Origin of the sequence: Caballeronia sp. INDeC2 (assembly GCF_023631325.1) — a bacterium.
Lineage (GTDB): Bacteria > Pseudomonadota > Gammaproteobacteria > Burkholderiales > Burkholderiaceae > Caballeronia.
The window spans coordinates 148,846-174,703 of record NZ_JALQDG010000030.1; the positions used below are offsets into that span (position 1 = coordinate 148,846).

Below are 25,858 nucleotides of genomic sequence, written 5' to 3' on the forward strand. Positions count from 1 at the left end.
AATGCACGTTCATGTCGCATCGCATGCACCGGTCGCGCGCAAAATGGTGATCGCGTCGCGCGGCGAGTATGCTGATAGTTGCATCAGCGAGAACTTGGAGCTTTCGATGGCGCTTCGCATCGAATATCTGGGCGAGCACGTACGCATGGAACCGCACGCGCTCGATCCGCGTGTCGTGACGGTCGTGCTCGATCGCGCCGAACGACGCAACGCGGTGGATCGCAACATCGCTCACGCGCTGCGCCAAGCGTTCGAGCGCTTCGACGCAAACGATGCGTTGTCGGTCGCCGTGCTGTGGGGCGCGGGCGGCACGTTCTGCGCGGGCGCGGATCTCTCCGCGCTCGACGACGACGCGCGCCGCAACGAGATCCATCCCGATGGCAGCGGCCCCGGACCGATGGGACCGACGCGGCTCGCGCTGACCAAACCCGTGATCGCGGCGATCGCGGGTCATGCGGTCGCGGGCGGACTCGAGCTCGCGGCGTGGTGCGACCTGCGCGTCGTCGAGGAACAGGCGGTGCTGGGCGTGTTTTGCAGGCGCGTCGGCGTGCCGCTCATCGACGGCGGCACGATACGGCTGCCGCGTCTCATCGGCATGTCGCGTGCGCTGGATCTGATCCTCACCGGCCGCGCGGTCGATGCCGCGGAAGCGCTCGCCATCGGCCTTGCGAATCGCATCGCGCCGCAAGGCGAGGCGCGCGCCGTGGCGGAAGCGCTCGCGTGCGAGCTGGCCGCATTGCCTCAAGCCGCGTTGCGCGCCGACTTGCGCTCGGTGCACGATAACGCGTTCGACGCCGACATCGCCCGGGCTTTGCAGCGTGAAGGCGCGAACGGATATCGCTCGATATTCGACGAAGGTCTCGACGGCGCGGCGCGTTTTCTTTCGCGCGCGTCGGGCGCGAAAGGACAGGCAACATGAACTCCGTGTTCGAGAACCGCAGGGCAGCGGGCCGCGAGCTCGCGCAGCATCTACATGCTTATGAAGGCCGCGACGATGTGACCGTGCTCGCGTTGCCGCGCGGCGGCGTGCCGGTCGCGTATGAAGTGGCGCTCGCGCTCGGCGCGCGTCTCGATGTGCTCGTCGTGCGCAAGCTCGGCGTTCCGGTTCAACCCGAACTCGCGATGGGCGCGATCGCATCCGGCGATGCCTTCTATCTCGACGAGCGCATCGTGCAATATGCGGGCGTCGAGAAGGACGATCTCGAACGCGTGATTGCGAAAGAACGCGCGGAGCTCGCACGGCGCGAGAAGCTGTATCGCGGTTCGCAGCCGCCGCTGGATGTCGTCGGGCGCGTGGCGATCGTCGTCGATGACGGCATGGCGACCGGCGCGACGATGAAGGCCGCGGCGATGTCCTTGCGTCACGCGCATCCGTCGAAGATCGTCGCGGCGCTGCCCGTTGCGCCGCTCGATTCCGAAGCGCGCGTGAACGAAGTCGTCGACGAATTCGTCTGCGTGCTGCGTCCAAATCATTACTTCGGCGTCGGGCAGTTCTATATCGACTTCGATCAGACGAGCGACGACGAAGTGCGCGAGCTGCTCGACGCCGCGCACAAGGCTGATTAACGCATCCAGGGCGCGTCGTGCGCTTCCTGTGTCTTGCCGTATTTCTCACGCGCGCGCTTCGACACCGTTTTATCGATGACGCCTTCGTCCACGAGCGATTTCAACGCGGCAAGGACGATCGACACGCGATCCACTTCGAAGAACGCGCGCAACGCCTGACGCGTGTCGCTGCGGCCGAAGCCATCGGTGCCGAGCGTCACGTAGCGGCGCGGCACGTAGGCGCGAATGAGTTCCGGCACGGCGCGCACGTAGTCCGTCGCCGCGATCACGGGACCATGCGATGCTTCGAGCGCGCGCGTGACGAACGGTGTGTTCACGGCGTCGTCGTCGTTGAGACGCGCAAGACGTTCCGATGCCGCGCCATCGCGATGCAACTCGGTATAGCTCGTCACGCTCCACACGGCGGCGTCGATGTTCCAATCGTCTTTGAGCATGGTGCGCGCGGCAATCGCTTCGTTGAGAATCGCGCCTGAGCCGAGCAATTGCACGTGCGCTTTGTCTGCATCGCCGTCGATGCGATAAATGCCGCGCAAGATGCCTTCGCGCGTTGCTTCATCCAATGAGCCGCCGGGCGCGGAAGGCTGTGCGTAATTCTCGTTGGTCACCGTGACGTAATAGAACACGTCGTTCTGACGCTCCATCATGTCCCTCATGCCTTCGTCGACGATCGCCGCGACTTCATACGCGAACGCGGGATCGTAAGCGCGGCAGTTCGGAATCGTCGATGCACTCAGATGGCTCGTGCCGTCCTGATGCTGCAAACCTTCGCCGCCGAGCGTCGTGCGCCCCGCCGTCGCGCCGATGAGAAAGCCGCGCGAGCGCTGGTCCGCCGCCGCGAAAATCAGATCGCCGATGCGCTGAAAACCGAACATCGAGTAATAGATGTAGAACGGCAGCATCGGCAGATCGTGCACGCTGTACGACGTCGCCGCCGCGATCCACGACGACACCGCGCCCGCCTCCGAGATGCCTTCTTCGAGAATCTGCCCGCGCGTGTCCTCGCGATAGTAGAGCATCGAACCCATGTCTTCCGGCTCGTACAACTGGCCGAGCGGCGAATAGATGCCCACTTGTCTGAAGAGATTCGCCATGCCGAAGGTGCGCGCCTCGTCCGCGACCACCGGCACGACGCGCGGCCCGAGCGTCTTGTCCTTCAGCAGGCTGCCGAGCATGCGCACGAAGGCCATCGTCGTCGACATCTCTTTGCCGGAGGCGTCGAGCGCGAATTGGCCCCATGAATCGAGCGCGGGCGGCGTAATGCCTTGCGACGCCTTCGCGCGACGTCGCGGCAGATAACCGCCCAGCGCCGTGCGGCGCTCATGCAGATAGCGCATTTCGGGCGCAGTATCCGCGGGCTTGTAGAACCTGACTTGCTCGACGTCTTCATCCGAGAGCGGCAAGCGGAAGCGATCGCGGAACTGCTTGAGATCGTCGAGATCGAGCTTCTTCTGTTGATGCGTCGTCATGCGGCCCTGTCCCACCGTGCCCATGCCGAAACCCTTCATTGTCTTGGCAAGAATGACGGTCGGCTGACCCTTATGCGAAAGCGCTTTCGCGTAGGCAGCATGCAGCTTGCGCACGTCGTGGCCGCCGCGTCGCAAGCGGTCGATATCTTCATCCGACATATGCGCGACGAGCGACGCGAGTTCCGGATTCTGGCCGAAGAAGCGCTCGCGGTTATAACGGCCGTCGTTGGCGGAGAATGTCTGGAATTGCCCGTCGACGGTATGCGCGAAAGCGCGCAGCAACGCATTTGTGCGATCGCGTGCGAAGAGCGCATCCCAGTCCGATCCCCACAGCACCTTGATCACGTTCCAGCCCGCGCCGGTGAACTGCGCCTCGAGTTCATCGACGATGCGTCCGTTGCTGCGCACGGGACCATCGAGCCGCTGCAGATTGCAGTTGATGACGAACACGAGGTTATCGAGCTGTTCGCGCGCCGCGAGCGACAATGCGCCGATCGATTCGGGCTCGTCCATTTCGCCGTCGCCGAAGAAACCCCACACCTTGCGCCCTTCCGTGCGCAACAGATTGCGATTCTGCAAATAGCGCATGAAACGCGCTTGATAAATCGAATTGATCGGACCTATGCCCATCGAGCCTGTCGGGAATTGCCAGAAGTCGGGCATGAGCCACGGATGCGGATACGAGCACAGACCCGGTCCGGCGATCTCGCGCCGGTAATGCTTCAGATGTTCTTCATCGAGAAAGCCTTCGAGATAGGCGCGCGCATACACGCCCGGCGACGAATGCGGCTGGAAATAGACGATATCGCCGCCGCTGTTCTCATCGGCGGCTTTGAAGAAATGATTGAAGCCGACTTCGAAAAGATCCGCCGCCGATGCATAACTCGCGATATGGCCGCCCAATTCACCGTATGCGCGATTCGCGCGCACGACCATCGCGAGCGCATTCCAGCGCAGCACGGCGGCGAGCCTTTCTTCGATGTCGAGATTGCCGGGATAAGGCGGCTGCTGTGAGACGGGAATCGTGTTCGCATAGGGCGTCGCGCGCGCCCGCGCCGATTCGACACCGACCGACAGTGCATGCTCCGCGAGCCTGTCGAAAATGTACTGGGCGCGGTCCCGTCCGACATGCGCGACAACGGCATCGAGCGCCTCCAGCCATTCGGCGGTTTCGCCGGGGTCAACGTCCTCACGTCCCTTGGCGATGGAAAGAAGCTGGTTGGTTCCGCTCGATAGGTCGGTCATGGCGCGACTCCGCTGTGGCTGAAGGATGTTCAAGCATATCCATTGATGCGCAGAATGTGCGTCTCATTTGGCTGCCGCCGCGCTTTGCGGTAGTGTGTTTATTCTTCCAGAACGCCAAAAACCGGAATCTTTCGACTATGACGGCGAATCTCAAGCAGCGCCTAGACCGCACCGATATCGGCATATTGAATCAGCTTCAGCAAAACGCGCGCATCACCAATTCGGAGCTTGCGCGCGCGGTGAATCTTTCGCCGACGCCCTGCTTCAATCGCGTGCGCGCGCTGGAAAAAGCGGGGCTTTTCAAGCAGCACGTCACGTTGCTGAATCCGGAAGCGTTGGGGCTTTCCATCAACGTATTCATTCAGGTCAGTCTGGAAAAGCAGATCAAGGACGCGCTCGCGCGTTTCGAGCAGGCGATCAGCGAGCGCCCCGAAGTAATGGAGTGTTATCTGATGACGGGGGACGCCGATTACCTGTTGCGCGTCGTCCTGCCCGACGTGGCCGCGCTCGAACGCTTCATTCTGGAGCGGCTCACGAAGATGCCGGGCGTATCGAATATTCGTTCGAGCTTCGCGCTCAAGCAGGTGCGCTATAAGACGGCGCTGCCTTTGCCCGCATCCGGGTTGACGCTGCCCGATCAGAACGCCGATGAAGCGGAATGGACGTGATCGTTTCATCGTCGATCGATTTTCATGCGCCTTTGCTGAACTAGAATGGGTTGAACCGGCGCCGCTCGCGCCGGATCACCGGTCGCGCGCGGAGGATGCCATGCCGACTTATCAATATCGTTGTCAGGATTGCGGCGAGAACTTCGAGCACGCGGAGCACATCGCCGAACATGCGACGGTGCAGCTCAAATGCCCCAAGTGCGGCAGCGAGAAAGTCGCGCATGCGCCCGCGCCGTTCGTCGCGATGACCACGAAGAAAAGCTGATCACTACGCCGCGCGGAATCGCACCTCGTGTGACGGCAGCCCGCCCAGACGTTGCGCGACGTGATCGATGAATGCGCGCAGGCGCGGCGCTTCGTGCCGGCTCGGCGGCCAGAGAATCTGAAACACGCCTTCCGTGCGCGTATGCGCGCCGAGCACCGAGCGCAACGAGCCGCCTTCCAGCGCGCTCTTCGCGACGAAATCCGGCACGCAGGCGAGGCCCAGGCCCGAAATGCATGCAGCGAGCACCGCTTCCATGTCGTTGAACGTGAGCGTCGCGTGCGGATCGATGGCGAAGGTGTGATCGTCGCGCGCGAAACGCCACGGTTCGGGCCGGCCGCTCGCGGGAGAACGGAAGCGGATGCACGCATGGCCTTCGAGATCGGCGGGCGTCATGGGCTCGCCGTGTCCCGTGAAATAAGCGGGCGAGCCGACCACCACCGGGCCGTATTGCGCAAGCCGCCGCGCAAGCAATTGCGAATCGGCGAGACGTCCCGTGCGGATCACGGCGTCATAGCCTTCCTGCGTGATATCGACGACGCGATCGCTAAAATCGATATCCAGTTCGATGTCCGGATAACGCCGCCTGAATTCCGGCACGAGCGGCATCAGAAGCCGGCTGCCGAGCGACGGCGCGCTGATGCGCAAACGGCCGCGCGGCGAAGAGGTCGAATGGAACAGCTCGTTCTCCGCTTCTTCGAGATCGGCGAGCATGCGCTTGCAGCGCGCAAAGAAGCGCGCGCCTTCGTGCGTGAGACCGATCCTGCGCGTCGTGCGATTGAGCAGTTGCACGCCGAGCTTCGCTTCGAGCCGCATCACGCTCTTGCCCACCGCCGACGCCGAGAGCCCGAGCGCGCGCCCCGCCGCCACGAAACTGCCCGACTCGGCCGCGCGCACGAATGCGACCATGCCGGAGAGACTTTCAGTCGAAGGCGGCGCCCCGGGAGAACTTCCGGCAAGAGACCCATGCGGAGCCTGCGATGGAACGGTCGTCATATTCATGATCTGGCGGGAAGTGAGGCGCGACGAAATGCGCCTGTCTTCTGCATGAACGTCCGCGACGCCGTTTTATTCCCGAGATTTCGCGAGGCGGCACGAGCGGTAAGACCCGCATCGCGCGTTGGTCGTCGCGCGTCGCTTCAGCCGTTCAATTCTTCGTGCAGCGCGACATATTCCTGCGCGAGCTTGTGACGCGGTTCGAGATAGATCATCGGGCGCGCGTGCTGATGGCTCTCGCGGATTTTGACGGAGAGCGACAGATGCGAATTGAGCACGGGCAGATCTTCGCCGCGCAGTTCGTCGACGAGTTGCTGCGGCAAGCTCGCGCGCGGCTGGAACTGATTGATGACGATGCCTTCGACGCTCAAATCCGGATTGTGGTCGTGGCGGATTTCCTGCACGTTATCGAGCACCGAATAGAGCGCGCGCCGCGAGAAGTCGTCGCAATCGAACGGGATCAGGCAGCGCTCGACCGCGATCAGCGCCGAGCGCGTGAAGAAGTTCAGCGCGGGCGGCGTGTCGATATAGACGGCGTCGTACTGGTGCATGCCCTTGAGCGCGTCGCGCAGCTTGTAGATCTTGTAGCGCGATTCGAGCTTGCTTTGCAGCGCTTCGAGACTCGGATGCGACGGCACGATGTCGAGATTATCGAACGGCGTCGCATGAATGAAGGATTCGAACGCCGGCTCGCGAAAGCTATAGCTCAATGCCGATTCGAAGAAGCTCGCGAGATTCGGCTGGGCGTCGCGGGCTTCGGCGCCGAGCAGGTACTGGCTCGCATTGCCTTGCGGATCGAGGTCGATCACGAGCGTGCGCAGGCCGCGGGAGGCGCTGATAGCGGCGAGATTGCAGACGATGGTGGACTTGCCTACGCCACCCTTTTGGTTGAAGACCACACGGCGCATCGGTTATTCATCCTCGGTTTGTGAACGTTCGTTTTTTTATGTGTTCTGTTATGGGTCGATCGGTTCGGGCGGTGTGTGATCTTAGCGCATCAAAATGATGGGGCTTGCGGTTCGATTTTTTTTCATTGGCGATTTCGGTTGCCGGGCCAGTCTCGACCACCACGTCAGCATCGAGCGAAGCCGAAAATCTTCGCAATTTCTTCGTGGGCCAGTGACTTCCCCAAGGATGCGCTTCTTCAAATGCTGTCCGCGCTGAACGGCATTCAGCCGAATTCTCTTCGAGCACGTTCAGGCTAAACACGATGTTTTGCGCGACGATCCCCCTACGATGATGCGCGTGGCGCCTTCAAAATGGATTGTTCACCGTGGAAAACGTTGGTCGGAACGTCCTGGCAGGGGGCGCAAGTCTCCGTCCAATGTTGCGACAAGATCATGTCAAATCTGCGAAGGATTGCCTCTCTCGCCGCTTTCATGGCCGGAGGCAATATCGCCCATCTCGTCACGGGACACATCGGCGCTGCCTAATAAAGGAATCGCAGGATCCGCCCCTTGCGGATCCGCATCCGGATGACGCCCCTTCACCACCTCCTTGAACGCTTACCTATTTCAACCGCCCGAACGAACCCTCGCCCCACCCTCATCGAAGAAATAAATACGCTCGCGGTTCACATGCACGCCCGCGGCCCCGCCGATCTCGCCCGCGAACGTATTCGGCACCTTCACGACCACCTGCTGCTCACCGACATTCATCGTGACGAGCGAATGATCACCGATCAATTCGACCGAATAGATGCGCCCCTGCAATTCCCCTTCGCCTTGCGCCACGAGCGAGCATTCCTCCGGACGCACGCCGAGCGTCGCCTGGCCTTCATGACGAACCGCAGTGGCAAGCGAAATACCAGGCGCATCGAAGCGCCCTTGCTCGAGCGTGCCGCGCAGAAAATTCATCGGCGGCGAACCGATGAACCCCGCGACGAACAGGTTCGCCGGGTCCGAATAGATGCGCGCGGGCCTATCCAGTTGCTGCAACGCGCCCTTGTCGAGCACGGCCACACGATGCGCGAGCGTCATTGCTTCGATCTGATCGTGCGTCACGTAGATCGTCGTGATGCCGAGTTCGTGCTGCATGTGCTTGAGTTCTGCGCGCATGTGGCCGCGCAGCTTGGCATCGAGATTGGAAAGCGGCTCGTCCATCAGAAACGCCGCGGGCCGCCGCACGATCGCACGCGCAAGCGCCACGCGCTGACGCTGTCCACCGGACAGCTGTCGCGGAAAACGCGATAACAACGGCTCCAATTGCACGCTCGCGGCCACTTCGCGCACGGCGGCATCGATCTCTGCTTTCGGGCGCTTTCTCACGATGAGCGGATACGCGATGTTCTCGAACACCGTCTTGTGCGGATAGAGCGCATACGACTGGAACACCATCGCCACATCGCGGTCGCGCGGTAACTGGTGCGTGACATCGGTATCGCCGACGAACACCGCGCCTTCCGTCGCCGATTCAAGTCCTGCAACGATGCGCAGCGCCGTCGTCTTGCCGCAGCCCGATTCGCCGAGCAACACGAGGAATTCTCCCGCTTGCACGTCGAGCGACAAATCGCGCAGCACCCGCGTGTCGCCGAACGCCTTGCCGACGTTTCTCAACGACACGCTCTTCGGCTGGCGCGCCGCCGCTATCTTCGTCAGGCGGGCGTCGTCGACCTTTACCGCCTCGCTATCCATGACCGTCATCCTTTCACGGCTCCCACGAGAATGCCCCGCACGATGAAGCGCTGCAACGTGAGCGTCAGCAGCATCACCGGCAGGATCATGATGAGTATCAGCACCGACATGTTCCACCATTGCGGACCGCGCGTCGCATTCTGCGCGGCGACGAGCAAGGGCATCGTCTGCGCATTCGCGGTCGTCAGAAAGAGCGCGAACAGGTACTCGTTCCACGAGAGGATCAGCACGAGCAGACCCGTTGCGACGAGACCCGGCGCGACGAGAGGCAGCACGATGCCGAAGAGTATCGAGAAGCGCGTCGCGCCGTCGATCTGCGCGCTCTCTTCGATCTCGCGCGGGACGCCATCGAAGAAATCGAACATCAGCCATACGACGATCGGCAAGTTCGCCGTCGCATACGTGATGATGAGCGCGAGATGCGTGTCGAGCAGGCCGACGTCCCTGAAGATGAGATAGATCGGGATCACCGTGACCACAGGCGGCAGAATGCGCTGCGATACGACCCAGAAGAGAATGTCGTCGTTGTTCAGATGCTTGCGCGCACGTCGAATGATCGGGCGCAACAGCAGGAAAAACAACGCAAGCGCGACGGCGAGCGCGATGCGAAGATCGACATGCCCCCACGCGACCGCCGCGATCAGCAACGCGATCAACAAGATGCCGAGACCCACCGCCGCAACCGGCGGACGATACTCGATGCGCGCGAGCGCATACGCCGCCATCGAACCGAGAAAGACCGAAGCCGCCGTGCCGCATGTCGCGACGATCAGCGAATTCATATAAGGGCGATACGTGTCCGGCCCGAGATCGACGAAGATGTAATGCCACGCGTCGAGATGCGGCTCGAAATCGACGAAGGGGATGTAGAGCGGCCCCGTCGATACATCCACCGGCAGCTTGAACGACGTTATCGCCATCCAGTAGAGCGGAAACAGCACGACGAGCGACCATAGCCCGAGCAATAGATATGCGATCGCCTTGCCGCCGATCGGCAATTCATCCAGACGCGCGGGCACGAACCAGCGTTTGAACGCGCTCATCATTGATCTCCTCGCGCGCGCCGCACGACGAACTGGAAGAACGACACGCATGCGATCGTCGAGACGAAGAACAGCATGTATGCCACCGCCGACGCGCCGCCGAGATTCAGCGCGCGCCATTCGATGAACGCATGCAGCGTCATCGATTCGGTCGCGATGCCGGGACCGCCGTTCGTCAGCACGTTCGGCAGGTCGACGATCTTGAACGCTTCGATCAGGCGGATCAGCACCGCGCTCGCGGCGACAGGCGCGATGGACGGCCACGTGACATCGCGGAACACGCGCCACGCCGACGCGCCGTCGAGTTGTGCCGCTTCGATCTGTTCGCGCGAGGTGCCTTCGAGCGCGGCGAGCATCACGAGGAACATGAAGGGCACCCATTGCCACGTATCGCCGATCACGACGACGAGCCGCGCGAGCCACGGGCTCGCGGCCCATGCGATCTGCCCCAAGCCGAGCCACGACCATACCGGCGCAAGCGGCCCGATGGACGTATCGGCCATCATGCGGAACATGTATGCGATGCCGACGGGCGTCACCATCAGCGGAAGGAAGAAGAGAAGCCGGAAGAAGCGTCCGCCCTTGAGCGGCAGCGTGCACAGATAGGCAAGCCCGAGCCCGACGAAAAATTGCAGCGCAACGCCGAGGACGACATAAAAGATCGTCACCATCAGGCTGCCGAGCGCGCCGCCGCCGCCGAGCGTGTTCGCCGCGAGCCACACGAGCGCTAGAAACGCGGATGCGCTGATCGATCGGCCGAGCGTGCCCATGATCGAGCGGCCGTCGCCTCTGAAATAGCGATAGAACCACACGATCACCGCCAGCACGGCGATCACGATAGCTGCAATGCTAACTATCCCCGGCGCGCGGAACACGCCGGTGAAGTGATATTGCTGGCTGCCGGAAAAGAGCCGCACGTAGTTGCGCAGGCCCGTGAAGGTCAGTTGATAACCGCCCTCGCCCAGTTCGAAGCGCGTGAGCGACAGATACGCCGACGTCACGAGCGGAAAGATCGAGAACGCGAGAATCAGCAGCACGGTAGGCAACACGAAGACGAACGGCGCCTGCCGGTCGAGCCAGTTGGCGACGCGCGCGCGCGAGCCTCGCTCGTTCGCGACCACGGACGATGCGTGCGACGGCGTATTCATCGAATCTCCATTGCGAAGCGGGCGCGTCACGAACGAACGCGCCCGCCTTCGTCATCACTTCGCGCCGATCGACGCCTTGTACGCGCGCAACTGGGTGTCCTTGCCGAGATCGTCGGTGATCTCGCTCCAGCCGCTGTCGATGGCTTTCATCGTCGCGTCCGCATCGATTTCGCCGGCGACGAAGCGCGCGACCGCGGTATCGAGCACGACCTGCTCATAGCGCTGATTCTGCGGAATGCGCAAATCGATGATCATGTTCGGGCTTTGCAAACTCTGCTGAATCGCGCCGAGATACGACTTCGCCGCCGTATCGCTCATGCCCGCCTTCTTCCACGCCGACATATCCGTGAACTGCGAACGCCGATACGGATTGAAGCCCGATGCGCCGATGGTCACGTCGACGTTCGATTGCGCCGGCTGGCTCATGAACGACAGGAACGCATAAGCGGCGTCCTTCACCTTCGGCTTCGCCTTCGCGTTGATGCCGCCCGACCAGCCGCCGAAGGCCGCGAACGGTGCGTGATTCACGCCGTCGATCGCATAGGGGCACGTGGTCTTGTCGCATGCCACGAGCTTGCCGGTGTCGCGATCGACCACTTTGCGCGAGCCGGGCAGGATCACCGCGCCGACCTTGTCGATCACCTTCGACTGCTTCGGATCGATGGCCAGCACGCCGACATCGCCCCAGTCGAGCGTCAATGCGCAATGGCCGGAGATGAACGCGCTGCGCGTGTCGCCGACATCGAGATTGATTTCGTTGGGCGGTCCGTACGTCGTCGATTCCTTGTAGATGCGCAACGCTTCCTTGAAGCCGTCGTTGTTCACGAGCGACTTGAAGTTGCGCGGATCGAAGAATGCGCCTTGCGCCGTGCCCTTCGATTGCAGATAACCGCCCGCGATAGAGATGATCGCCCAATACGCTTGCGCGTTACGCTTCTTCGAAATGCACGAACCCGCGACCGGTTTGCCGTCGCCGCCGAAGACCTTGCCGTTCGCGGCCTTTGCGATATCGAGGTAATCGTCCCATGTTTTCGGCGGCTGCTTGCCGAGTTGCTGAAGGATATCCGTGCGGTAATAGACCATCTGGAAGTCGCCATCGAGCGCGACGAGATAAGTTTTGCCGTTGTACTTCTGCGAGAAGTCGACGAAGAACGGCATCACGTCGTCTTCCTTCAATGCCGCGTCTTTCGCGACACGCTGCGTCAGGTCTTCGAGGAAGGCGCCTTTCGTGTAATCGACCATCCATTGCGGCGCGAACACCGCTGCATCGACGGAGTTCGTGCCCGACGCCCAGTCCGTCAATAGCTTCTGATAAAGGTCAGAGAACGGCACCGTCAGCACGTTCACCTTCGCGCCCGTGAGCTTTTCGAACTCGGGCGCGCGGCGTTGCAGCGGCTCCGCGATCTGCGGACCGACGAACGTCATCACGTTGACGGTCACGCCCTTGAAGTCCTCGGCCGCCATTGCCGATGATGCGCACAGGCTCGCAGCCGCGAGCGCCACGGCGCCCACTTGCTTGAACAGGTTCATTGTGTGTCTCCTCCATTGCGGTTGACCACATATGTCGCTCGTCTTTCTTGTCTCCTACTCCCTGAACAGGTCCGGTCTTTCAGCGGAAAAGCGCCGCAGTTCCGCGACGACTTCATCCAGGTGATCATGCATCGCGCGCGCGGCGGCATCGCCATTGCGTGCGCGAATCGCATCGGCAATACGTGTGTGCTCGGCGAGCGTATGCGCGTGACGCGCGGGACTAGCCATCAGACGGCGCGCGCGATCGAGCGCATTGCGCGATGCAGCGACGATCTCCTTCACGCGCGGCAAGTCGATTGCGTCGAGAAGCAATTCATGAAACGCGAGATCGAGCAGATGAAACTCGCGGCGCAAGCCTTGCTGCACTGCGTCGGCTTCGCGTTCGAGGTTGGCGTCGAGCGCATCGAGCGTGGCAGCATCGCATGCCACAGCAAGCGTGCGCACGGTTTCCACTTCGAGCGCGCTGCGTATGAAAAGATGCTGACGTATGTCGTGCATGACGATAGGCATGACGCGTGTGCCGCGCTGCGGCAAGACTTCGACGAGCCCCACGGCCGCGAGCTTGGCCAATGCGGACGAAACTGGAAAGCGCGATACGCCCATGCGCTCGCATACTGCGAGCTTGTCGATCATCATGCCGGGCTCCATCGCCAGATTGACGATGGCCGCGCGCAGCGCCTCCTCGACTGCGTCGGTGAGGCTGCCGCGCTCCGAACCGTGCAATCGGGGCAACGCGCGGTAAGGGTCGGCGGCAAGACTGTTTTCATTCGTCGATGAGCTCACGCCGCCCTTGATTTCGCACTAACATGCTAGCAGGCTAGGAGGTGGATCACGGGTTGTCAATGCGGATTGCTCCTCCTGCGTTGCAGCATATTCGCGTCTTTATACAAGCCTCCGTTCAAACCCTGTGCATCGCCGTCACGCCACCTTTCGAGGAGATCAACATGACCAGCATTACGAAGCTCTCCGTGCGCGATATCCGCTTTCCCACCTCGCGGTCGCTCGACGGCTCGGACGCGATGAACGCCGCGCCCGACTACTCCGCCGCCTACGTGATACTCGAAACCGATGCGCCCGGACTCGCGGGTCATGGCCTCACGTTCACGATCGGGCGCGGCACCGAGGTCGTCGTCGCGGCGGTCGAGGCGCTTGCGCCGCTCGTCGTCGGCAGGAGCATCGAAGATATCGCCGCGGACATGGGCGGCTTCTGGCGCGCGTTCACGTCGGATAGTCAATTGCGCTGGATCGGCCCCGAGAAAGGCGCGATTCATCTCGCAACCGCTGCCGTCGTCAATGCCGTGTGGGATCTCTGGGCGAAGAGCGAGAAGAAACCCGTGTGGAAACTGCTCGTCGACATGAGTCCGGAACAACTCGTGAGTTGCCTGGACTTCCGCTACGTGACCGATGCGATCACGCGATCAGAAGCGCTCGCCTTGTTGAAGCGCCTTCATGAAACACGCGGCGAACGTGAAAAGGAAATGCTCGCGCAAGGTTTTCCCGCGTACACGACATCCGCGGGCTGGCTGGGCTATGACGACGACAAGATTCGCCGGCTCGCGCGTGAAGGCGTCGCGGCGGGCTGGACGCATTTCAAGCAGAAGGTCGGCGGCAATCTCGACGAAGACATCCGGCGCGCGCGCATTCTGCGCGAGGAAATCGGCCCCGACCGCAAGCTGATGATGGACGCGAACCAGGTCTGGGAAGTCGATGAAGCGATCGCGAACATGCGCCGTCTCGCCGAGTTCGATCCGTGGTGGATCGAAGAACCCACGAGCCCCGACGACGTGCTCGGCCACGCCGCGATCCGCCGACGCCTCGCACCGATGATCGGCGTCGCGACCGGCGAGCACTGCCAGAACCGCGTGATCTTCAAGCAACTGCTGCAAGCGCAAGCGATCGACTTCTGTCAGATCGATAGCTGCCGTCTCGGTGGGCTGAACGAAGTGCTCGTCGTGCTGCTCATGGCGGCGAAGTTCGGCGTGCCGGTGTGCCCGCATGCGGGCGGCGTCGGCTTGTGCGAGTATGTGCAGCATATTTCGCTGTTCGATTACATCTGCGTGTCGGGCTCGCTCGATCGTCGCGTCCTCGAATACGTCGATCACCTGCACGAGCATTTTCTCGATCCTGTGGTCATCGAAAACGGGCGCTATATGCCGCCGCAAGCGCCCGGCTATAGCATCGAAATGCACGCGGCATCCCTCGATCGATTCGAGTTCGGCAAAGGAGAAGCATGGCGCGAATGAACGCCCCTTCGTGGCAGGACGTCGTCACGCAAACGCAACGCGCGCTCGCATGCGGTGCGCTGCGTTCGTTCGACACGGTGCAAAGCGTGATCGAAGATGGAGGCGTGCGCTTTCTCTTGCGGCAAGCGGCGAATCTCGCGCGAAAGGAGGAAGCGTCGAAGCTCGCGGCGAAGGCCACGGCCGAAGCGGCGAGCGCATGGCGCGATCCGTTCTCGCCGTGCGAAGAAGCGTTACGTGTGGGCGATATCGGCGAGCGGCACTTTCTGTTGCTCAACAAGTTCAACGTGCTCGCGCATCACCTTCTGATCGTGACGACGGACTTCGAGCCGCAGGAATCGCTGATCGTCGAGGATGACTTCGCCGCGCTCTTCGCCTGCCTCGAACGCTTCGAGGGCCTCGGCTTCTATAACGGCGGCACGGTCGCCGGATCGAGCCAGCCGCACAAGCATCTGCAGATCGTGCCGCTGCCGCTCGACGGTCACACCTTACCCATCGAACCGTTCATCGAAGCCGCGCATACAAGCGGCATTTTTCGCGCGCCGCAGTTCGCGTTCGCGCATGCGGCCGCATGGCTCGACAACGATGACGCCGGGAACGCGCACGCAACCTATCTGCAACTGATGAACGCGATCGGCGTGCAGCCGCTCGATGTCGCGGGCGTCGCGCATCAGAGCGCGCCTTATAACCTGCTCGTCACGCGCCGCTGGATGCTCGCGGTGCCGCGCAGCGTCTCGCATGTCGAAGGCGTCGCGGTGAATGCGCTCGGCTTCGCAGGCTCGCTTTTCGTGCGCGACGATGCACAGCGCCGCATCGTCGAAACGCTCGGGCCGATGAAACTACTTGCGAACGCAGCTATCTCTTGAAATCGGTGGCGGCGGCCCGCATGTCCGCTCCCAGACAACGGGAGTTCAACCACCATGGGAAGCCGGCCTCAATTCATCGACGATCTTGCGCGCGGCGCGCAAGACGCCGCGCCCTCCGCCCCGCTCGACGCCATCGACGATACTGCCTTGCTCGACGCCTATTCGCGCACGGTCATCGGCGCGCTCGAGCGCGTGCAGCAAGCCGTGGTGTTCATTTCCGTCGAGCGCCAGCTCGCCGATCCGCGCGGCGCGCGCCGCAATGTCGGCGGCACGGGCTCGGGATTCATCTTCACGCCGGACGGCTATCTGCTGACGAATAGCCATGTCGTGCATGGCGCGACGCATATCGTCGTCACGCTCGCGGACGGCGCGCGCTTCGATGCCGATCTCGTCGGCGACGATCCCGCGAGCGATCTCGCGGTGCTGCGCATCGGTTCGCCGGAGCCGCTGCCGCATGTCGAGCTGGGCGATTCGGGCAGCCTGCGCGTGGGACAGATCGCGATCGCGGTGGGCAATCCGCTCGGGCTCGCGCAGACCGTCACGACAGGCGTCGTCTCCGCGCTCGGCCGCTCGCTGCGTTCGACCTCGGGCCGCATGATCTACGACGTGATCCAGACCGACGCCGCGCTCAATCCCGGCAACTCGGGCGGTCCGCTCATCAACTCGGCGGGGCACGTGATCGGCGTGAACACCGCGATCATCTCCGGCGCGCAGGCCATCTCCTTCGCCACCGCGATCGACACGGCGAAGTGGGTCATCATGCAGATCTTCGCGTATGGGCGCGTGCGGCGCGCGTATATCGGCGTGGCGGGCACGACCACGCCGATCTCGCGACGCGTGCAGCGCTTCTTCGAGCTTGCGTCCGCGAGCGGCGTGCATGTGATGGAAATCGTGAAAGGCAGTCCGGCCGCGCTCGGCGGATTGCGCACGGGCGATCGTATCGTCGCGGTGGATGGCATCGCCGTCGATAGCGTCGATGGCTTGCAGCGCACGCTCGATGCATCGCGTATCGACAAGCCCGTGAAGATCGCGGTGCTGCGCGGCACGCAGAAGCTCGATATCGACGTGACGCCGGTCGAGCAGACAGGTTGACGCCGCGGCGGCGCATGTGATCGTCACACGCGCCGCCACGCACGTCGCTTCGCTTCATTTTCTGCTGCCGGTCTCCCGCGCCGGTTCTCCCGCGTACCCCGTATCCCGTTCGAGCGCATTAGCGAATACGTCCGCGAGGCGCTCGCGCAACGCGGCCGCATTGCGCCGCAACGGCTCGTTCGCCGATGCGACGATCAACGCATCGATGCGCCGCTGCCAGTACTCCGGCCGCATGACGGCATGCCGCATCGGTTCGAGGTGCCCTTTCGTCGCGACACGCTCCAGTTCCGCGATCATCCGTCCAATGTGTGCGAGTTCCTCGTGCGCATGTTGATCGGCGCTCACTGGCTTCTCCTCCCTCGCCCCGCGTCTCGATTCCCGCGCGAGTTCCATACATGCTAAACGAGACGGCCGAAAGGTTTATTCCGGCGTTGAAAGCAACGAACCCCGGCACTAGCCAGGCCCGTGCTTTGCGCTATCTCTCACGTCTTGACGGCTATGTGCGCTAACAGCCGGTTGCGCGGGCGCGCCTCCGGCTTAATGTGAAAGCAGCAGGCAGCGTTCGCGCGCACGGGCCGCCCCGTGAACGATCCTGCCCTGTCGGGGAAGGTCCTAAAAAAAGGATTGCCATGAACACGTACAACAAAAACCAGACGGCCTCGCGCCGTGCAGCCTTCCGTTGCAACGGCGCGCAACTCGACGCCATCTTGCGATTCGCCGAGGAACGCAAGCTCGAAGAACAACCGCTGCATATCGTCGTCGCCGAGTACTGGCGCTATCAGGCGCACGCGAAAGCCGCCTGATCGTTCGTACTTCTCCCTGGTTTTACGCATCGCCCGTGGCGGGCAGCAAGAGTCATTGCCCCGAAAGTACGCGCTGCTTGAGCACCCAGATCGCGGTCGGCACTGCGTAGTAGCCGCTTACGTTGCCGGTGACGAGCTTGCCCGTCAACTGGACGCGCGCGTTCTCCGTTGGCGTCGCATCGATGATCTGCACCGCCGCAACGTTCGATTGCTGCCGCCCGCCCTGCCCCGTGCTCGCGCTGACCACGCAGATCGGTCCCGACAACGAAAGCACCCACGCGGGCTTCGAGGATGCATCTCCTTCATGCGCGGCCTGGCGCGTTGCCGTGCCTTCGAGCGTGACGACATCGCCGTCGTTGTAGCAAGGCGCCGCCGCTGCGGAGCCTGCCATCAGTACGAGTACCCAAGCACAGGCTTTCGCAGTCATTCGAACCTCGCGAAGAGCGCGTTGCGTGACGCGCGGATCCGGGAAAGAAGCTCAGCTACTTTATGTGATACCGGTTGGGGTCGCAACCTGCGACAGAACCGTTCGCAAGCCTCCTTTCAAAACCGTCATGCGGGAACGGCTGTTGCTGATGATCATCTGACGAATCGAACAGCGCGGAAGGCGAATTGAAACCGCGCACGGTGGCATCGATTGCTTGGTTCTTTAAACGATGCGAGCCGACAAAAGGGGGCGACGATGAATCAGGTCATAGTTGGAGTGTTCAGTTGTTATCGCGACGGACATGACGCGCTTCGCGCATTGCAGTTGGCCGGGCTTCGGCGCGACGATGCGCATCTTTATCGCGCAGGACGCGGTGAAATCGATATCGATGCGTTCCTGCCACCCGCGCACGACGAAGACGATGCCGAGTATGTGGCGCACGGCGAGCATCAGGGCGTGATCGGTGCGCGTAACCGGTTCGTGCCGCAAGAACCGTTGCCGCAGCGGCCGTCCGCCCCTTCAGCCACCGACGACGCCACGCCACAGCGTACGTTGCTCGTCATCCACATCTCCGATGACATCAAGCCGGGCGCTATCGGCGAAGTGCTGCACGAGCATGGCGCGATCGCCGTGAAAGACGCGAGCGGGCACTGGCGCTTCTCGCCGTTCAGGAATCCGGCAGGCGTATGAGCGCGCGCATCTCAGTGCATGCCGGGATGCGGCTTGCGCGCGATGGACCGTGTCTCAGGTTCGCCGCGCTCGTCCTCTTCGGCTGTTTCATCGGAGGACGCTTCGTCGGCGAGATCGCGCACTTCCTGAGCCGCCGCCGCGGCACGCAATCGTCGGCAATGCGCCGAATGGCGAAAAGTCGCGAGCATGCGTACGACTTCGCGGGTTCTCGTTCTCATTGTTGCCTCCCTTGAAGCAGTTGAGAAACTACTTTAAGTGTAGGCGGCGAAGCCACTATGGCAAGCGCTTTGTGCGTAACAATGGACCGGTGTCCTACTGATAGTTCATGGTAAAGATGACGATGGCGTGGACATCGCCCGGCGAAACGACGGCGACGCCGAGGCGGTAGTACTGCGCGAAGAACGTTAAGGACATGTTGTCCGCCGTCCCGACGTTTGCGGCCGTGCGTTATCCAAGGCAAGCGATGCTTGAGCGAAATCCAGCAACGGCACGCTAAAGCCTCGTGCCGCGCCTGACCGGCGTCGAAACTAAAATTGTTCGAACCGTCTAGTACATTTTTGGGGTCGTAACCAGCGCACAACACGGCGAGATGGACTTTACTGTTGCCTTGCCACGGCCTGGCAATGCCCGGAGAATGAAGCAACGGCCTAAAAGCCGCTCCTCAATCCATGTCGTCAGCGGTACGCCGGGCAACGGTTTGCTGAACACGGCGGCAAACCACGAGAGCTCGATGGCAACCTTAGAGGGCAAGGCGCGATACTGCATCGATACCGAGAACACCGGCGCCGGTATCGCCATCATGATCCTGACGACGGCGACCTTCGCGGCAAGCGATTCCACCGTCAAGCTGATCGGCACCGCGGTCCCTCTGCTAGCTCTGCTCTGGGTGCGCTATCTGTTTCAGATGATCGTGATGGGCGTGTGGCAAGTCCGGCGCCGCGCGTTCGGCCTCTTTCGCTCGGGCAGCGTCAGGCTGCAGATCGTGCGCGCGGTGCTGCTGCTCATCAATTCCGCATGCACCTTCGCGGGGTTGCGACATCTGCCGCTGCCGGTCACGACTTCCCTTGCGATGCTCGCACCGCTCATTTCCACGCTGCTCGCCGCGCTCGTGCTCAAAGACGACGTGCCGCGCAGCAAATGGGCATTGGTCGTCCTGGGTTTCATCGGCATGCTGCTGGTCGTGCGGCCGGGCGGCAGCGAGTTCAGCTGGACCGTGATCTTTCCGATCGGCGCAGCGACGACGTTCGCGTGCTTTCAGGTGGTGTCGAGCCATCTCTCGCGCGTCGACGATGCCATCACGACCAACTTTCTCACCGCGCTCGTCGCCACCATCCTGCTGTGCGTGCTCGTCTGGATGGATCAGGCCGAGACCCTGCCCGCGCTCGCGCAGGTGCGGATCGGGAGCTGGCTGCTCGTCGTTTTCATGGCGACGATGGCGACCGTCGGGCACGGGCTCATGCTTCAGGCATTGAAGCGCGCCCCGCTCTCCGTGCTGACGCCGTTTTCCTACGGACAGCTCGCGTTCGCGGCGCTTTTCAGCTGGCTGCTGTTCGGACAGGCGCCCGACCTCTGGATGTCGATCGGCATGTGCGTGATCGCGGCGAGCGGCATCGGCACCGTGCTGCTGCACGGACGCAAGACGGCGCAGGCCGTATCGACGGAAAGCTGACGCTTCAGGGAAACGCGAAAGTTGCGCGCAATCAGTTGGCGGTATGCGCGTGTATCGCCTGGCCCGTGCAGAGCCAGTGCGGATCGATGTCGAGCGCCCGCGCGATGCGGTTGAATGCAGCGAGCGGCGGAACCGTGATGCCGCGCCGCCAGAACTGCACGTCGTGCTCGCTCACATCGAGCCAGCCGGCGGCTTTTGCGGAACTGACGTTTGCTTTTTGCAAGGCCCGGTCGAGTCGTGCGGCCATGGCGCGCCGCAAGGCGTTGTCTTCGTGACTGCGTTCAAGGTGGCCAAGGGTTTGGGAATGTCGCCCCATTTTCTTCAATTCTCTCGATTTATATCTTTATGCCGTTCAGCGCCGGCTCATTTCGCGCGAAGGTGAATCCTACGGATTTACGATGACGGGGCAGTGACAGAAATACCGGTTATCACTGTGCCCGCGAAGTGCTCCGCCGCGCGTGTTGCAGTGCGAGATTCTTCCAATTCATGCACCAATGCGTCAAGTGGGTAAACAACGCATTCGGTAAGTTTTCGCTTAGGTGTTTACGATAGGATCGCTTACCCGGCGCGCCGATGCGCGCTTCCTCCGTTCGGCATTTTCCATCCTTTCCGCAATATTGCCGGCGATCAAGAATCGTCGCGGATTATGTGATGTGTGATCAAAGCAGTTGCTTTTAATGAGCCTGCTCATTTACTTATTGCCAGCCGCGATTTTTGAATAACGGGCGACATGGTTTAAAGTCGAACGCGGAAGACGTAATTGACACTCCACACGCTTCCTTTAGAATAGACCAATCGCTGCACTGCACAAATCGTTTGCATAATCAATTGGCAACTTCATATGGAGTCGAGCATGAGCAGTCTTGCGCCGGAAAAAGTAATTGCGTCACAGAAGGCGGGCGTCGACACGACGTTCGGTCTCGCCGCACAAGCCGTCGGGGGTTTCGAAAAGCTCATCGATCTGAACGTGCGCACGGCCAGAACTGCGCTCGATGAGCATCAGGCGCTCATCGCCAAAGCGCTCTCCGCGCGCGATCCGCAGGAGTTCTTCGCGCTCCAGAATCAGCATCTGCAAAACAGCGCGCAGCGCGTGCAGGCGTACTGGACGAGCGTCTACGAGATCGCGACCGGCGTGCGCGGCGGCTATCTGGAAACGGCGCAGGATCAGATCGAAAAATCGCAGCGCAACGTGCAGGCGCTCGTCGAAAGCCTGGTGAGCAGCGCGCCCGTCGGCAGCGAAGCGGTCGTGACGGCGTGGAAGACCGCGATCGATGCCGCGACCCAATCGGCGAATTCGGCTTACGAAGCCGCCAAGAAAGCTGCAAAGCAGGTGGTCGAAACGGCGCAGAACGACGCCACCATCGCAAGTGAGACGGCCGTGCGCGCCGTATCGTCGAAACCGGCGAGCGCGAAGAAGTAATTTCGCGGATGTCAAAAAGAAAGGCGGACGCGTTCCGCCTTTTTCTTTTGCCGCGTCAGGCGCCCAGGCTCTTCAGCAGCAGTTCATGCGAGCGGCCGATCCACACCGCCGAATCGCGATGATCGACGAGCGCGTCGCCCGTGTTCGGATGCATGAAGACATCGAGCGCGCCGTGATTGAGCGTGAGCCATGCAAGCATCGGCGCGAGCAGTTCGCCGCCGAATCCCAACTGGAACGACCACATTGGATGCGGTCCGACCGGACGCTCGTGAAACCGCCCCAGCCGTAATGCGCCGCTTTGCAGCTCAGTTGCGAATCGTTGCTCGATGACGAGCCGAAGCTGCCACGCCGCGTCGCGGCTCGTGGCGTCGAAATAGACATGCGCGTGCCAGTCGGCGATCGTGCGGGTGTCCGAGGCGTTCATCGTTTCATCCGTGCGCGGCCATATTGAGACAGGTCTCATTTTAGCGGACCGCATTCAGCAACGTTCGAGCGTCCAGAGCACGGCGCCGTCATCGAACGCACGATGATGGGTCGCCCGCATGCCGATGCCCGCGCCGAGCTGCGACAACACGAACGCGTCGGCGAAGCGCGTCAATCCGCCGATTGCGTGCGGCGACGACATCGCATCCTTCGACAAGCGCTCGATCCAAAGCCAGCCCGCATCGCCCGCAAGCGATTCGACGCGCCCGCTCGTCAGACGCGCGCGCCGCACGATGAGGCGGCTGTGCGGCAAGTCTTCATCGACGACCCAGATTCGCGCCGCTGCCGTTTTCTCGCGACCGAACGAAATCCACGGCAATCCCGATGCGCCCGCTGCGATGAGAAACGCGCGCCGCGCCGGGTTCATCGCCCTTCTCCATCCGCGACGTCCGAACGCTTCGCGGGCCAGATGCCCTGCTTGCCGGGCGACAAAATTCCGTTCGGATCGAGGGCTTTCTTGATCGTGCCGGAGAGTCGCATCAGCGCGTGATCGTTGAAGTCGTATTGCGCGGCGGCCAGATCCATATACGAGAGATGCGTCCGATATTGCCCGTAGCCGGCCGCGCCCGCATCGCGGATCAGCGTGTCGATCAGCGCGCCGGCAGCGTGCGATTGTTTCGGATCGTCGCGATCGAAAATGGCCGCGAAGATGTGATGCATCGCGCGCTTGCCCGCGGTGAAACCGCCGTAATAATCGAAGCCGAAATGCGCGGCGCGCTCGCGCACCATGCGGACTTGCTTCACGGCGTCGCGTCCGAGCGGCGGGCAGATCGGCGAGAAATCGATATGCGCGCCCGAGCCGCCGCGCCAGTTCAGCAAATTGAACGCTTCCAGCCCGGGAATGCCGACTTGCGCGCGATCGCCGCCGCCTTCCGGTTCGACGGACGCATCGCGATATGGCGTTTCGAAGAGCGTCGCGCCCGCGATCGGCTGAAAACGCGCATGCACGATATCGCGCCGCGCCTTCACGAGCGACGGCGGCCCATACAAACAGAAGCGCAGATTCCAGCGGCCGATGCCGATCTTGCGCGCCATCGCGTCGATGACGTCGTCGGGCATCGCGCCTTCGCCGTCGTACCAGGTTCTCCGCGTCGATACGCCTGCCGCCCAGCGCACCGCGCTTTCGATGACCGCGTTGCTTTGAATCGTGCCGTCCATTCTGAGCGGACGCAGCGTATCGACGACGCGTTCGAGATCGTCTTCGTGCGCGAACGCATAGCGGCAGATCATGTAGCCCTCGGGTGCGGGCATCAGCTGAATGCCGAGCTTCGTGACGACGCCGAAATTCGACTGCATGAACATGTCGTCGTAAGACGGCCCGAAGCCGCCTTTGAAAACCTGCCAGTCGCGGCTCGACGCCATCGCGCCCATGCCGGTGCGCACGACATCGCCGTTGGCAAGCACGACTTCCATGCCGCACTGGTGCGCCGCGTGGTCGCCGTAGGGCGTCGTGCCATAGCCGCGTTCGAGCGTATTGCCGATCACGCTGCCCCAGCCCGCCGCGGGCGGATCGAGCCAGAACCGCCGTGGCGCGCCCAGCGCGCGATGCAGTTCGTAATAGGTCACGCCCGGCTCGACCAGCGCATAACCGAGCGTCTCGTCGATTTCGATGATGCGGTTCATCCGCCGCAAATCGAGCACGACCGAGCCGCGCATACGCGGCGCGGCGCCGCCGTAAGCGAAGTTGCGTCCCGTCGATACGGTCCAGAGCGGCACGCGATAGCGATTCGCCACCGCCAGCGCCGCGCGCACGCCTTCGACATCCTTCGGCAGCACGACGGCGGACGGCGCGTGCGCGAGCGCATCGCCGGGTGCGAATGGATCGAGCCAGGAGGCGGGATCGTACGACACCGCGTCGCTGCCGAGCGCGGCCGCGAAGGCCGCGAGCGCCGCCTGGAACTGCGCCGCCGGCACGCCCGGCGGCAGCGCCGTCGCGCTCAATATCCGCCGCTGCTGCCGCTGCCGGACGTCGTGCCGGATGACGCGGAACTGCCATCGGTCTGACATCCCGCGAGCAAACCGGCGAGCAGAGCGAGCACGACTGTTGCGATTCTGGCGAGCTTCATGAAGTGAACTCCGAAAGGTTTGAAAAGACGGGCACGGCGATCGAGCCGCTTGCTCATTAAACGCGCGGCGGTGCGCCGATATTCCTTCGAACCCGTGAGACAATTTCGCGCCCTCTCTCCCAAGGACGCGATGAAGCGCTACCAAGCCCTTGCCGACACGATGGCCGCCGAGATTCGCGCGGGCCGGCTGCCCGTCGGCGCGCGTTTGCCGTCGGTGCGGCATCTGACGACGCAATACGGCGTCGGCCAATCGACGGTCTTTCGCGCGTACTACCTGCTCGAAGAGTGGGGCCTGATTCGCGCGCGCGAGCGTTCCGGTTATTACGTCGCGCCCGGCGCGAAGATATCGGCGCAGGCAAGCACGCCCGCGCCGCTCGCGGAACCTGCCGCCATCGACGTGAGCAGTCTCGTTTTCTCCGTGCTCGATGCGCTCAAGCGTCCGGATGTCGTGCCGCTCGGCTCCGCGTTTCCGTCGCCGAAGCTGTTTCCGCTCGCGCGTCTCGCGAAGTCGCTCGCGCACGCGACGCGCATGCTCGATCCGTGGAGCACGGTCGTCGACATGCCGCCGGGTAACGAGCCACTGCGGCGGCAGATCGCGCTGCGTTACATCGGCATGGGTATCGCGCAGCCGGTCGAGGAACTCATCGTCACGAACGGCGCAATGGAAGCGCTCACGCTGAGCCTCATGGCCGTCACGAAGCCGGGCGATGTCGTCGCGATCGAATCGCCCTGCTTCTACGCGGCGTTGCAGGCAGTCGAGCATCTGGGCTTGCGCGCGGTCGAGATTCCGGTCGATCCGCGAGAAGGGCTCGATCTCGACGTGCTCGCCGAAGCGCTCGTCAAGCATCCGGTGCGCGCCTGCTGGTTCATGACCAACTTTCAGAATCCGACGGGCGTCACGCTTTCCATCGAGAAAAAACGCGCGCTCGTCGGCTTGCTCGCGAAGCATGCGGTTCCGCTCATCGAAGACGATGTCTACGGCGAGCTGCATTTCGCGCAGGATCGGCCGCCGCCCGCGAAAGCCTTCGATACGACCGGTCTCGTGCTGCATTGCGCGTCGCTGTCGAAGACGCTCGCGCCGGGTTACCGGCTCGGCTGGGTCGCGGCGGGCCGCTACGCCGATGCGATCCGGCGGCTCAAGCTGATGACGAGCATTTCGACCAGCATCCCGATTCAGGCGGGCATCGCCGACTATCTGCAGCACGGCGGCTTCGACAAACACTTGCGCAAACTGCGCGGCGCGCTTCTCACGCAACGCGGCGCGATGGAACAGGCCATTGCGCGCTGGCTGCCGCCGGAGGTCGCGTTCGTGCGGCCGGCCGGCGGCTATTTTCTGTGGCTGCAACTCGCCGAACATGTCGATGCGATGCAGTTGCACCGGCGTGGCCTCGAACACGGCATCAACGTGACGCCCGGGCCGATCTTCTCCGCGCGTCACGCGTTCGGGAATTACGTGCGCATCAACTTCGGGCATCCATGGTCGCCGCAGGTCGAAAACGCGATGAAAACGCTCGGCGAACTGCTGTGCGCGGAATCTTAGAAGGC

General features: G+C 62.7%; 29 protein-coding genes. 12 read left to right on the forward strand and 17 right to left on the reverse strand.

What is annotated here, in order from left to right; translation table 11 throughout:
- The first annotated feature begins 106 nt into the window (after positions 1-106).
- Together NCS28_RS19170 and NCS28_RS19175 are read left to right on the forward strand one after the other, a co-directional pair.
- Complete coding sequence (locus NCS28_RS19170) at positions 107-919, forward strand: crotonase/enoyl-CoA hydratase family protein (protein WP_250515336.1); 813 nt, start codon at positions 107-109, stop codon at positions 917-919.
- Positions 916-1,566: a phosphoribosyltransferase gene (locus NCS28_RS19175; RefSeq protein WP_250515337.1), complete on the forward strand. Its 651-nt coding sequence runs from the start codon at positions 916-918 to the stop codon at positions 1,564-1,566. Before NCS28_RS19170 ends, NCS28_RS19175 begins: the two co-directional genes overlap by 4 nt.
- Here NCS28_RS19175 and mdeB read toward each other — a convergent pair.
- Positions 1,563-4,277, reverse strand: a complete 2,715-nt coding sequence (mdeB, locus tag NCS28_RS19180; RefSeq protein ID WP_250515338.1) for an alpha-ketoglutarate dehydrogenase — start codon at positions 4,275-4,277, stop codon at positions 1,563-1,565. The two genes, NCS28_RS19175 and mdeB, sit on opposite strands and share 4 nt — an antisense overlap.
- 137 nt (positions 4,278-4,414) lie before the next feature.
- On the opposite strand from mdeB, the gene NCS28_RS19185 reads away from it, so the two are divergent.
- Together NCS28_RS19185 and NCS28_RS19190 are read left to right on the forward strand one after the other, a co-directional pair.
- On the forward strand, positions 4,415-4,945 hold the full coding sequence (locus NCS28_RS19185; RefSeq protein WP_250515339.1) for an Lrp/AsnC family transcriptional regulator: 531 nt from the start codon (positions 4,415-4,417) through the stop codon (positions 4,943-4,945).
- 100 nt (positions 4,946-5,045) lie between these two features.
- The gene (locus tag NCS28_RS19190; protein ID WP_250515340.1) at positions 5,046-5,210 is read left to right on the forward strand and encodes an FmdB family zinc ribbon protein; all 165 of its coding nucleotides are present in this window, start codon (positions 5,046-5,048) and stop codon (positions 5,208-5,210) included.
- A gap of 3 nt (positions 5,211-5,213) precedes the next feature.
- On the opposite strand, the gene NCS28_RS19195 is transcribed toward NCS28_RS19190, so the two are convergent.
- The 7 genes from NCS28_RS19195 to NCS28_RS19225 all read right to left on the reverse strand — a co-directional run bounded on the left by NCS28_RS19195 (position 5,214) and on the right by NCS28_RS19225 (position 13,340).
- On the reverse strand, positions 5,214-6,116 hold the full coding sequence (locus tag NCS28_RS19195) for a LysR family transcriptional regulator (protein ID WP_250515341.1): 903 nt from the start codon (positions 6,114-6,116) through the stop codon (positions 5,214-5,216).
- A gap of 230 nt (positions 6,117-6,346) precedes the next feature.
- Positions 6,347-7,111, reverse strand: a complete 765-nt coding sequence (locus NCS28_RS19200) for a ParA family protein (RefSeq protein ID WP_250515342.1) — start codon at positions 7,109-7,111, stop codon at positions 6,347-6,349.
- A 606-nt stretch (positions 7,112-7,717) separates the two neighbouring features.
- Positions 7,718-8,836, reverse strand: coding sequence for an ABC transporter ATP-binding protein (locus NCS28_RS19205; protein ID WP_250515343.1), 1,119 nt, complete (start codon positions 8,834-8,836; stop codon positions 7,718-7,720).
- A 5-nt stretch (positions 8,837-8,841) separates the two neighbouring features.
- Positions 8,842-9,879: a carbohydrate ABC transporter permease gene (locus tag NCS28_RS19210; RefSeq protein ID WP_250515344.1), complete on the reverse strand. Its 1,038-nt coding sequence runs from the start codon at positions 9,877-9,879 to the stop codon at positions 8,842-8,844.
- Entirely contained in the window at positions 9,879-11,027 is a 1,149-nt protein-coding gene (locus tag NCS28_RS19215) for a carbohydrate ABC transporter permease (protein WP_250515345.1), read from the reverse strand. The genes NCS28_RS19210 and NCS28_RS19215 overlap by 1 nt, the downstream gene beginning before the upstream one ends.
- 54 nt (positions 11,028-11,081) lie before the next feature.
- On the reverse strand, positions 11,082-12,557 hold the full coding sequence (locus NCS28_RS19220; protein ID WP_250515346.1) for an extracellular solute-binding protein: 1,476 nt from the start codon (positions 12,555-12,557) through the stop codon (positions 11,082-11,084).
- A gap of 54 nt (positions 12,558-12,611) precedes the next feature.
- Entirely contained in the window at positions 12,612-13,340 is a 729-nt protein-coding gene (locus NCS28_RS19225; protein ID WP_250515347.1) for a GntR family transcriptional regulator, read from the reverse strand.
- Between the two features lie 161 nt (positions 13,341-13,501).
- Here NCS28_RS19225 and NCS28_RS19230 point away from each other — a divergent pair, with 161 nt between their 5' ends.
- From NCS28_RS19230 to NCS28_RS19240, 3 genes are read left to right on the forward strand one after another with little or no spacing between them, the layout of a single operon-like run.
- Positions 13,502-14,800: an L-fuconate dehydratase gene (locus tag NCS28_RS19230; protein WP_250515348.1), complete on the forward strand. Its 1,299-nt coding sequence runs from the start codon at positions 13,502-13,504 to the stop codon at positions 14,798-14,800.
- Positions 14,788-15,663 carry an ATP adenylyltransferase family protein gene (locus NCS28_RS19235; protein ID WP_250515349.1) on the forward strand — a complete coding sequence of 292 codons (876 nt, stop codon included), beginning with the start codon at positions 14,788-14,790 and terminating at the stop codon, positions 15,661-15,663. Before NCS28_RS19230 ends, NCS28_RS19235 begins: the two co-directional genes overlap by 13 nt.
- Before the next feature lie 54 nt (positions 15,664-15,717).
- On the forward strand, positions 15,718-16,755 hold the full coding sequence (locus tag NCS28_RS19240; RefSeq protein WP_250515350.1) for a S1C family serine protease: 1,038 nt from the start codon (positions 15,718-15,720) through the stop codon (positions 16,753-16,755).
- A gap of 54 nt (positions 16,756-16,809) precedes the next feature.
- On the opposite strand, the gene NCS28_RS19245 is transcribed toward NCS28_RS19240, so the two are convergent.
- The gene (locus NCS28_RS19245; RefSeq protein WP_250515351.1) at positions 16,810-17,100 is read right to left on the reverse strand and encodes a hypothetical protein; all 291 of its coding nucleotides are present in this window, start codon (positions 17,098-17,100) and stop codon (positions 16,810-16,812) included.
- Positions 17,101-17,384: 284 nt separating this feature from the next.
- On the opposite strand from NCS28_RS19245, the gene NCS28_RS19250 reads away from it, so the two are divergent.
- Positions 17,385-17,558 (forward strand): hypothetical protein, encoded by a 174-nt coding sequence (locus tag NCS28_RS19250; RefSeq protein WP_250515352.1) that lies wholly within the window; start codon positions 17,385-17,387, stop codon positions 17,556-17,558.
- Positions 17,559-17,610: 52 nt separating this feature from the next.
- Here NCS28_RS19250 and NCS28_RS19255 read toward each other — a convergent pair whose 3' ends face one another.
- On the reverse strand, positions 17,611-17,985 hold the full coding sequence (locus NCS28_RS19255) for a hypothetical protein (protein ID WP_250515353.1): 375 nt from the start codon (positions 17,983-17,985) through the stop codon (positions 17,611-17,613).
- 255 nt (positions 17,986-18,240) lie between these two features.
- Between NCS28_RS19255 and NCS28_RS19260 the strand changes: the two genes are divergently transcribed.
- On the forward strand, positions 18,241-18,675 hold the full coding sequence (locus NCS28_RS19260; RefSeq protein ID WP_250515354.1) for a hypothetical protein: 435 nt from the start codon (positions 18,241-18,243) through the stop codon (positions 18,673-18,675).
- 11 nt (positions 18,676-18,686) lie between these two features.
- On the opposite strand, the gene NCS28_RS19265 is transcribed toward NCS28_RS19260, so the two are convergent.
- Together NCS28_RS19265 and NCS28_RS19270 are read right to left on the reverse strand one after the other, a co-directional pair.
- Positions 18,687-18,893 carry a hypothetical protein gene (locus NCS28_RS19265; RefSeq protein WP_250515355.1) on the reverse strand — a complete coding sequence of 69 codons (207 nt, stop codon included), beginning with the start codon at positions 18,891-18,893 and terminating at the stop codon, positions 18,687-18,689.
- 94 nt (positions 18,894-18,987) lie between these two features.
- Positions 18,988-19,089, reverse strand: a complete 102-nt coding sequence (locus NCS28_RS19270) for a fimbrial protein (RefSeq protein ID WP_250515356.1) — start codon at positions 19,087-19,089, stop codon at positions 18,988-18,990.
- 316 nt (positions 19,090-19,405) lie between these two features.
- On the opposite strand from NCS28_RS19270, the gene NCS28_RS19275 reads away from it, so the two are divergent.
- A complete protein-coding gene (locus NCS28_RS19275) occupies positions 19,406-20,344 on the forward strand; it encodes a DMT family transporter (RefSeq protein ID WP_250515357.1) in 939 nt (312 codons plus the stop codon).
- A 31-nt stretch (positions 20,345-20,375) separates the two neighbouring features.
- Here the strand turns inward: NCS28_RS19275 and NCS28_RS19280 are convergent, their stop codons facing one another.
- Positions 20,376-20,660, reverse strand: a complete 285-nt coding sequence (locus tag NCS28_RS19280) for a helix-turn-helix domain-containing protein (protein WP_250515543.1) — start codon at positions 20,658-20,660, stop codon at positions 20,376-20,378.
- A gap of 537 nt (positions 20,661-21,197) precedes the next feature.
- Between NCS28_RS19280 and NCS28_RS19285 the strand changes: the two genes are divergently transcribed.
- Positions 21,198-21,764, forward strand: coding sequence for a phasin family protein (locus tag NCS28_RS19285; RefSeq protein WP_250515358.1), 567 nt, complete (start codon positions 21,198-21,200; stop codon positions 21,762-21,764).
- A 55-nt stretch (positions 21,765-21,819) separates the two neighbouring features.
- Here NCS28_RS19285 and NCS28_RS19290 read toward each other — a convergent pair whose 3' ends face one another.
- The 4 genes from NCS28_RS19290 to NCS28_RS33215 are packed head-to-tail and all read right to left on the reverse strand — an operon-like array spanning position 21,820 to position 24,313.
- A complete protein-coding gene (locus NCS28_RS19290; protein ID WP_250515359.1) occupies positions 21,820-22,188 on the reverse strand; it encodes a DOPA 4,5-dioxygenase family protein in 369 nt (122 codons plus the stop codon).
- A gap of 54 nt (positions 22,189-22,242) precedes the next feature.
- Positions 22,243-22,614 (reverse strand): hypothetical protein, encoded by a 372-nt coding sequence (locus tag NCS28_RS19295; protein WP_250515360.1) that lies wholly within the window; start codon positions 22,612-22,614, stop codon positions 22,243-22,245.
- On the reverse strand, positions 22,611-24,188 hold the full coding sequence (locus tag NCS28_RS19300) for an FAD-binding oxidoreductase (RefSeq protein ID WP_250515361.1): 1,578 nt from the start codon (positions 24,186-24,188) through the stop codon (positions 22,611-22,613). The genes NCS28_RS19295 and NCS28_RS19300 overlap by 4 nt, the downstream gene beginning before the upstream one ends.
- Positions 24,185-24,313 carry a hypothetical protein gene (locus NCS28_RS33215; protein WP_284505172.1) on the reverse strand — a complete coding sequence of 43 codons (129 nt, stop codon included), beginning with the start codon at positions 24,311-24,313 and terminating at the stop codon, positions 24,185-24,187. The genes NCS28_RS19300 and NCS28_RS33215 overlap by 4 nt, the downstream gene beginning before the upstream one ends.
- 130 nt (positions 24,314-24,443) lie before the next feature.
- On the opposite strand from NCS28_RS33215, the gene NCS28_RS19305 reads away from it, so the two are divergent.
- Positions 24,444-25,853 carry an aminotransferase-like domain-containing protein gene (locus NCS28_RS19305; RefSeq protein WP_250515362.1) on the forward strand — a complete coding sequence of 470 codons (1,410 nt, stop codon included), beginning with the start codon at positions 24,444-24,446 and terminating at the stop codon, positions 25,851-25,853.
- The last annotated feature ends 5 nt before the right edge of the window (positions 25,854-25,858 follow it).

Coding starts and splice junctions, on each gene's coding strand:
- NCS28_RS19170 (WP_250515336.1), top strand. CDS start 107: ATGGCGCTTCGCATCGAATATCTGGGCGAGCACGTACGCATGGAACCG.
- NCS28_RS19175 (WP_250515337.1), top strand. CDS start 916: ATGAACTCCGTGTTCGAGAACCGCAGGGCAGCGGGCCGCGAGCTCGCG.
- mdeB (WP_250515338.1), bottom strand. CDS start 4,277: ATGACCGACCTATCGAGCGGAACCAACCAGCTTCTTTCCATCGCCAAG.
- NCS28_RS19185 (WP_250515339.1), top strand. CDS start 4,415: ATGACGGCGAATCTCAAGCAGCGCCTAGACCGCACCGATATCGGCATA.
- NCS28_RS19190 (WP_250515340.1), top strand. CDS start 5,046: ATGCCGACTTATCAATATCGTTGTCAGGATTGCGGCGAGAACTTCGAG.
- NCS28_RS19195 (WP_250515341.1), bottom strand. CDS start 6,116: ATGGTCGCATTCGTGCGCGCGGCCGAGTCGGGCAGTTTCGTGGCGGCG.
- NCS28_RS19200 (WP_250515342.1), bottom strand. CDS start 7,111: ATGCGCCGTGTGGTCTTCAACCAAAAGGGTGGCGTAGGCAAGTCCACC.
- NCS28_RS19205 (WP_250515343.1), bottom strand. CDS start 8,836: ATGGATAGCGAGGCGGTAAAGGTCGACGACGCCCGCCTGACGAAGATA.
- NCS28_RS19210 (WP_250515344.1), bottom strand. CDS start 9,879: ATGAGCGCGTTCAAACGCTGGTTCGTGCCCGCGCGTCTGGATGAATTG.
- NCS28_RS19215 (WP_250515345.1), bottom strand. CDS start 11,027: ATGAATACGCCGTCGCACGCATCGTCCGTGGTCGCGAACGAGCGAGGC.
- NCS28_RS19220 (WP_250515346.1), bottom strand. CDS start 12,557: ATGAACCTGTTCAAGCAAGTGGGCGCCGTGGCGCTCGCGGCTGCGAGC.
- NCS28_RS19230 (WP_250515348.1), top strand. CDS start 13,502: ATGACCAGCATTACGAAGCTCTCCGTGCGCGATATCCGCTTTCCCACC.
- NCS28_RS19235 (WP_250515349.1), top strand. CDS start 14,788: ATGGCGCGAATGAACGCCCCTTCGTGGCAGGACGTCGTCACGCAAACG.
- NCS28_RS19240 (WP_250515350.1), top strand. CDS start 15,718: ATGGGAAGCCGGCCTCAATTCATCGACGATCTTGCGCGCGGCGCGCAA.
- NCS28_RS19250 (WP_250515352.1), top strand. CDS start 17,385: ATGAACACGTACAACAAAAACCAGACGGCCTCGCGCCGTGCAGCCTTC.
- NCS28_RS19255 (WP_250515353.1), bottom strand. CDS start 17,985: ATGACTGCGAAAGCCTGTGCTTGGGTACTCGTACTGATGGCAGGCTCC.
- NCS28_RS19260 (WP_250515354.1), top strand. CDS start 18,241: ATGAATCAGGTCATAGTTGGAGTGTTCAGTTGTTATCGCGACGGACAT.
- NCS28_RS19265 (WP_250515355.1), bottom strand. CDS start 18,893: ATGAGAACGAGAACCCGCGAAGTCGTACGCATGCTCGCGACTTTTCGC.
- NCS28_RS19270 (WP_250515356.1), bottom strand. CDS start 19,089: ATGTCCTTAACGTTCTTCGCGCAGTACTACCGCCTCGGCGTCGCCGTC.
- NCS28_RS19275 (WP_250515357.1), top strand. CDS start 19,406: ATGGCAACCTTAGAGGGCAAGGCGCGATACTGCATCGATACCGAGAAC.
- NCS28_RS19280 (WP_250515543.1), bottom strand. CDS start 20,660: ATGGGGCGACATTCCCAAACCCTTGGCCACCTTGAACGCAGTCACGAA.
- NCS28_RS19285 (WP_250515358.1), top strand. CDS start 21,198: ATGAGCAGTCTTGCGCCGGAAAAAGTAATTGCGTCACAGAAGGCGGGC.
- NCS28_RS19290 (WP_250515359.1), bottom strand. CDS start 22,188: ATGAACGCCTCGGACACCCGCACGATCGCCGACTGGCACGCGCATGTC.
- NCS28_RS19295 (WP_250515360.1), bottom strand. CDS start 22,614: ATGAACCCGGCGCGGCGCGCGTTTCTCATCGCAGCGGGCGCATCGGGA.
- NCS28_RS33215 (WP_284505172.1), bottom strand. CDS start 24,313: ATGAAGCTCGCCAGAATCGCAACAGTCGTGCTCGCTCTGCTCGCCGGT.
- NCS28_RS19305 (WP_250515362.1), top strand. CDS start 24,444: ATGAAGCGCTACCAAGCCCTTGCCGACACGATGGCCGCCGAGATTCGC.